This is a genomic window from Vibrio fujianensis, from assembly GCF_002749895.1.
In the GTDB taxonomy this organism is placed as follows: Bacteria; Pseudomonadota; Gammaproteobacteria; order Enterobacterales; family Vibrionaceae; genus Vibrio; species Vibrio fujianensis.
The window spans coordinates 175,086-180,232 of record NZ_NBUS01000043.1 but is presented as its reverse complement, the minus strand read 5'-3'; the positions used below and the strand labels follow the sequence as shown (position 1 = coordinate 180,232).

Here is a 5,147-nt window from a genome sequence, read left to right as displayed (position 1 = left end):
CCATCATCCGGCAGTTAACCCACTCCCCACATGGGCGAGTCGTACTATACCGCGATAATATTGATGAAGCAGTTGGTATGCTGCGCCTGCGAGAAGCTGCCCGCTTGATGCTCGAAAAAAATGAATTCAATAAAGAACGATTGTTTCGGGCCGCTGATGAAGTTTATTTCATTCCTGAAGGTACGCCGTTAAATGTGCAGTTACTGAAATTCCAACGCAATAAAGAGCGCATTGGGCTTATTGTTGATGAATACGGCGACATTATCGGCTTAGTAACATTAGAAGATATTTTAGAAGAGATCGTTGGTGAATTTACCACCTCAATGTCTCCTAGTCTGGCGGAAGAGATCACACCACAGGGGGATGGCAGTTTCTTAATTGAAGGCAGTGCGAATATTCGAGATATTAATAAGAGTTTGAAATGGAACCTTCCAACGGATGGCCCAAGAACATTGAATGGTTTGATTTTAGAACATCTTGAAGAGATCCCAGAAAACCATTTAAGTGTCAAAGTTGCCAACCACCCCATGGAAATTATAGAGCTAGAAGAAAATCGCATTAAACTGGTGCGCGTTTTTCCTCGTAAAGTCAAAAAAGCGCAATAGATTTCGTGCACGATTTCAAACAAAAAGGCTTGGTCACATAAGACCAAGCCTTTTTATCTCAGAGACAATTCAATCAGTCAATTTTTAAGGCGTTAAGCATCGCTGCGGGTAAAGCCAACTCATCATTTTTATTGACTTGGATTCCGGCATCAATAACTTGCTTAGCAATCGCTTTAGCTTCAGATAAAGAATGCATAGCAGCCGTACCACATTGATATTCGTTCAGCTCAGGAATGTTATCTTGGCTTTCAACCTTAAGAACGTCGTGCATTGCGGCCAGCCAGGCGTGGGCAACCTGCTCTTCACTAGGTCGACCAATTAAGCTCATATAAAAGCCGGTTCGACATCCCATCGGTGAAATATCGATAATTTCCACGGCATCACTATTTAAGTGATCCCGCATAAATCCAGCATACAAATGCTCTAGCGTGTGAATTCCTTTTTCAGATAAAATCGCTTTATTGGGCAACGTAAAACGCAAATCAAACACCGTAATTGTATCGCCTTTCGGTGTTTGCATCGTCTTAGCCACGCGTACCGCGGGCGCTTGCATTCGTGTGTGGTCAACCGTAAAACTATCTAGCAATGGCATATACTTCTCTCCTTGAATCTATCCCTAAACGAGACTATTTTGTTTTCGTAGATCATAAGGGTAGCAACCTGGCTAACAACCGGTTTTAGCTTGCAAGTTTATTCTGTTAAATAACTAAAATAGGCGCATAAAAACTGGTCAAAAGTCTGAGTTTCTTGTTGTTCTATCGTGTACTGAGCATCTAATGAACGTCTAGCTTCTTGCTCCATGATTGCTGCTGAATAAATCTGATAAGTATGATTTAGATTTATCTGTTGATAGGCCTCACCCAAGCTACGACCAACCTTACCCAATCCCCCCATTTGGAGAGTTTGCTGAAGAATTTGAGCTGATAACGTTTTTTCTGGATGATCAATCCAATCAACTAATTGTTGGCAAACCTCTTGATAAGCAGTATCACCATTAGCTTTATCCATCTGCTCAGCAATTATGGTTAGATCAGCGAATACACGCTTTGCCCACGACGCTAACGTTAACTTTTCGCCATGACAACCTATTTTCAACTCAAGACCAGGCCTGCGTCCTTCTAATACCACTTTGCGCCAGTTATCACGCCAGCATTCTAGTTCACAATTATCCATAGGATCAGAATCGGACAATGCAGTCCATGTAAGGAAGAGATCCAGGAAGCGAATCTGCTGCTCGGTAATCCCTATCGGACTAAATGGATTCACATCCAGCGAACGAACTTCGATATATTCCACCCCACCACGCGCTAAAGCATCGGACGGTTTTTCACCTGCTTTTGCCACTCGTTTAGGACGAATAGGTGCATACAGCTCATTTTCAATTTGTAGGATATTGCTATTCAATTGTCGATATTCCCCATCGACTTTAATCCCGATTTTGGCAAATTGCTCGGAAGGCGTTCTGATTGCTTGGTTTAACCCTGCCAAATATTGCTCAATGTGGTTGAAACCAATTTTCAAAACACTTTGCGCATGATTGGTATACCCTAAGTCACTCAAACGCAATGAGGTTGCATAAGGTAAATAAAGGGTTTTACCAATAGATTCGAACGGTAGATCGGTTTTACGATCTTGAATAAAAGAAGAACATAAGGCTGGTGACGCCCCAAAGAAATAAGGAATCAACCATCCAAAACGATAATAGTTACGAATCATTGCAAAATATGCCGCTGATTGACTATCTTGGCGATCTTCTTCTGTCTGTTCGCCATACAGGGCATCCCAAAAGGTATCTGGAAATGAAAAGTTAAAATGAACCCCAGAAATAATTTGCATGAGGCTGCCATAACGCTGCTTTAACCCCATGCGGTAGAGCGTTTTCATTCGACCTGAATTTGAACGGCCATACTGAGCCAGTTGGATATCATCTTCACAACCAACGTAGCAAGGCATTGATAACGGCCACAACTTTTCATTTCCCATTTGACTCTGAGCAAAATGGTGAACGTCAGCAAGCTGAGCCATTAAAGTTGAAACATCATGAGAAACGGGCGTAATAAATTCAAGCAGTGATTCAGCAAAATCGGTTGTTATCCAGCGATGTGTTAATGGGGAACCGAGACTTTGTGGATGAGGGGTTTGGGCAATAGTACCGTCGGCTGTGTAGCGTAAGGTTTCACGTTCAACCCCACGGCTGAACTGTTGAAAGATTTCAGGTTGGTTAGCAACTCGTTTAAGTCGCGCAGCAAAATTAGTCAAAATGAGATTCGCTTATATTGGTTATGTTTGAAATGCAGCTGAGCGTAACTTGTCTCTTGCAAATAAGTAACTTGTCTCTTGCAAATAAAATGCTAAACCACCGGATTCCTTGATGGCCTAGCGTTGAGCAACTGACTTTTCCTCGGCAACTCACTGAGTTCAACAATGCCTCGAAATGAGTAGCAAGCAGCCAAATAAATACCATTCCCTGTGCCATTACTTGGATATATGCGTACTCTAACGGATGATTTCAAGCTCTTCTATAGGAATTGCTAACTTTTCTAATGGCGACTTCAGTTTTTTCATATCCCCAACCACAATAATTTGATAATCCTGTGGCTGAAACCATTTCTTCGCTAATTGATTTAACGTGCTTTTATCGACCTGATGAACCAAGTGATTGCGTTGCTGTAAATAATCTCGATCGAGGTTATAAGTCAAAATCTGACTGATGAGCTGAGCTTTTTGAGAGGGCGTCTCATAACTCAAAGCATCTTGCTGTCCAACCGCAAGACGTAGAAATTCCATTTCTTTATCTGTTAAGCCTTGTTGACTAAAATGCGCTAACTCTTGCTGGATCTCTTTGATTGAGTCAACGGTCACATTCGCTCGCACTTGTGCGTTGAAGACCACTGCACCGATTTCTCGGTTAGCAGTAAAATAGCCGCTAGCACCATAGGTATAGCCTTTATCCTCACGTAGGTTTTGGTTGAGTCGGCTATTAAAGTTACCCGCTAAATTAAAATTTGCTAATTGGCTAAGGTAGAGTTCCCCTGTCGCATCAAAAGGCAATCCTTTACGAACAAAACGAACGACACTTTGTGGTGCTCCTGGTTTATCTACCACATAAATTTTTTGTTCGCTCAAAGGTGCAATGACTTGAGGATTGATCATCGGAGCTGGCTCCCCGTGCCATCGGGCAAAAAATGTTAGTTGTTTTACCACCTCTTGGCGATCAATATCACCGACAACAACGATTTTCGCTCCATTAGGGGTATAATGCTGACGATAGAAATCCTTAACATCATCAAGTGTAAGCGCCGCGATAGAGGCCGTCGTGCCCTCACTTGAACGCGCAAATACCGAGTGGCCAAACAGCACTTGACGCGTAGCTTGAGCGGCTAACCAACTGGGTTGCTGATGTTGATAGACGATGCCTTGCATCATCTGTTGTTGAATACGTGAAAAATCTTGCTTATTAAACCCTGGACTTAATAACCGCTCTTCAACCACGGCTAAGGTTTCTGGTAGGTGCATTTTCAAGCTAGAGATAGTGATATTGGTTGCATACGAACCAGCATTAATTCGAATCACCGACCCAAGTTTATCGAGTTCAGCTTGAATTTTTTCTACACTTCGTTGCGCAGAGTCTTGCTCTAACAGAGCGGCCGTTAAATGGGCAAGTCCTTCTTTCCCAACCTCAACATGACGTTCTCCGGCGGGAAGCCGTATGTCGATTAGCACGGTTGGTGTCTCGGTCATCTTTGTTCCTAATAACTCTGAGCCATTATCAAAATACCAGTCATAAAGTACAGGCATCTCTATTTGAACGGCTTGAGCGGCATCGGGAATGATAGAGCGATCAAACGAATCATTAACATGACGATACGCTAACTGCTCCTCTGTTATTTTTTTATATTCAGGGAGCTGTCGTTTAGGGGTAACAAATGTAGCGCGTTGGACGGCCCATTCTGTTTTCCCTTTGGGAACCACGCTTAATGTCACTTTGGGATGCTGGTCAATATATTGCTGAAACACCTTCGTGATAGAATCAGAAGAAACGGCCCGCAACTGATTTAACTGCTGCTCAATGCGATCCGGTTGACCATAAAATGTTTGATTACTGGCTAACTGACTCACCTTCCCTTGTACACTTTGCAAAGCAAAAATCGCATTAGCTTCTGCTTGACCCTTGATCTGCGCTAACCGCGAGTTGCTGACGCCTTGCCGAGAAAACTGCTGCAAAGTATCCATCAATGCTTGATATAGTGGTGCTAATTGCGACGGTTCACCTGATGGAGCCATTGCGTAAACATAAAACGTACAAGCCAACTCTGCACAGTCTTGAAATGCCCCAGCGTCAACCGCTTGCTGGGTTTTCACTAAATTTTGATAGAGCAAGCTATTACTACCACTGCCTAATACTTGCGCTAACGTATCGAGTGAAGCTTGCTGCTCTGCGCCTTGATAAGCGGTTGGCCAACCGATCACAACCATCGGCTGCTGAATTCGATCTTCAAGAGTAATATAGCGATCTTGCTCTAAATGAACGGGCTGTTTAGG

The 5,147-nt window shown here is 43.1% G+C and carries 4 protein-coding genes; 1 reads left to right on the top strand and 3 read right to left on the bottom strand.

Going from position 1 to position 5,147, the window contains the following annotated elements; all coding sequences use genetic code 11:
* The coding region (locus tag B7C60_RS19005; RefSeq protein WP_245869258.1) for a transporter associated domain-containing protein at window positions 1–605 on the top strand (605 nt) is incomplete at its 5' end.
* A 73-nt stretch (window positions 606–678) separates the two neighbouring features.
* Here the strand turns inward: B7C60_RS19005 and luxS are convergent.
* The 3 genes from luxS to B7C60_RS11640 all read right to left on the bottom strand — a co-directional run.
* Window positions 679–1,197, bottom strand: coding sequence for an S-ribosylhomocysteine lyase (gene luxS, locus B7C60_RS11650; protein ID WP_099611795.1), 519 nt, complete (start codon window positions 1,195–1,197; stop codon window positions 679–681).
* 98 nt (window positions 1,198–1,295) lie between these two features.
* The gene (gene gshA, locus B7C60_RS11645; protein WP_099611794.1) at window positions 1,296–2,864 is read right to left on the bottom strand and encodes a glutamate--cysteine ligase; all 1,569 of its coding nucleotides are present in this window, start codon (window positions 2,862–2,864) and stop codon (window positions 1,296–1,298) included.
* Between the two features lie 237 nt (window positions 2,865–3,101).
* On the bottom strand, window positions 3,102–5,147 hold a 2,046-nt coding region (locus tag B7C60_RS11640), incomplete at its 5' end, for a M16 family metallopeptidase (protein ID WP_245869256.1).

Excerpts from the sequence above, each read along its gene's own strand:
- luxS (WP_099611795.1), bottom strand. The coding sequence starts at position 1,197 with ATGCCATTGCTAGATAGTTTTACGGTTGACCACACACGAATGCAAGCG.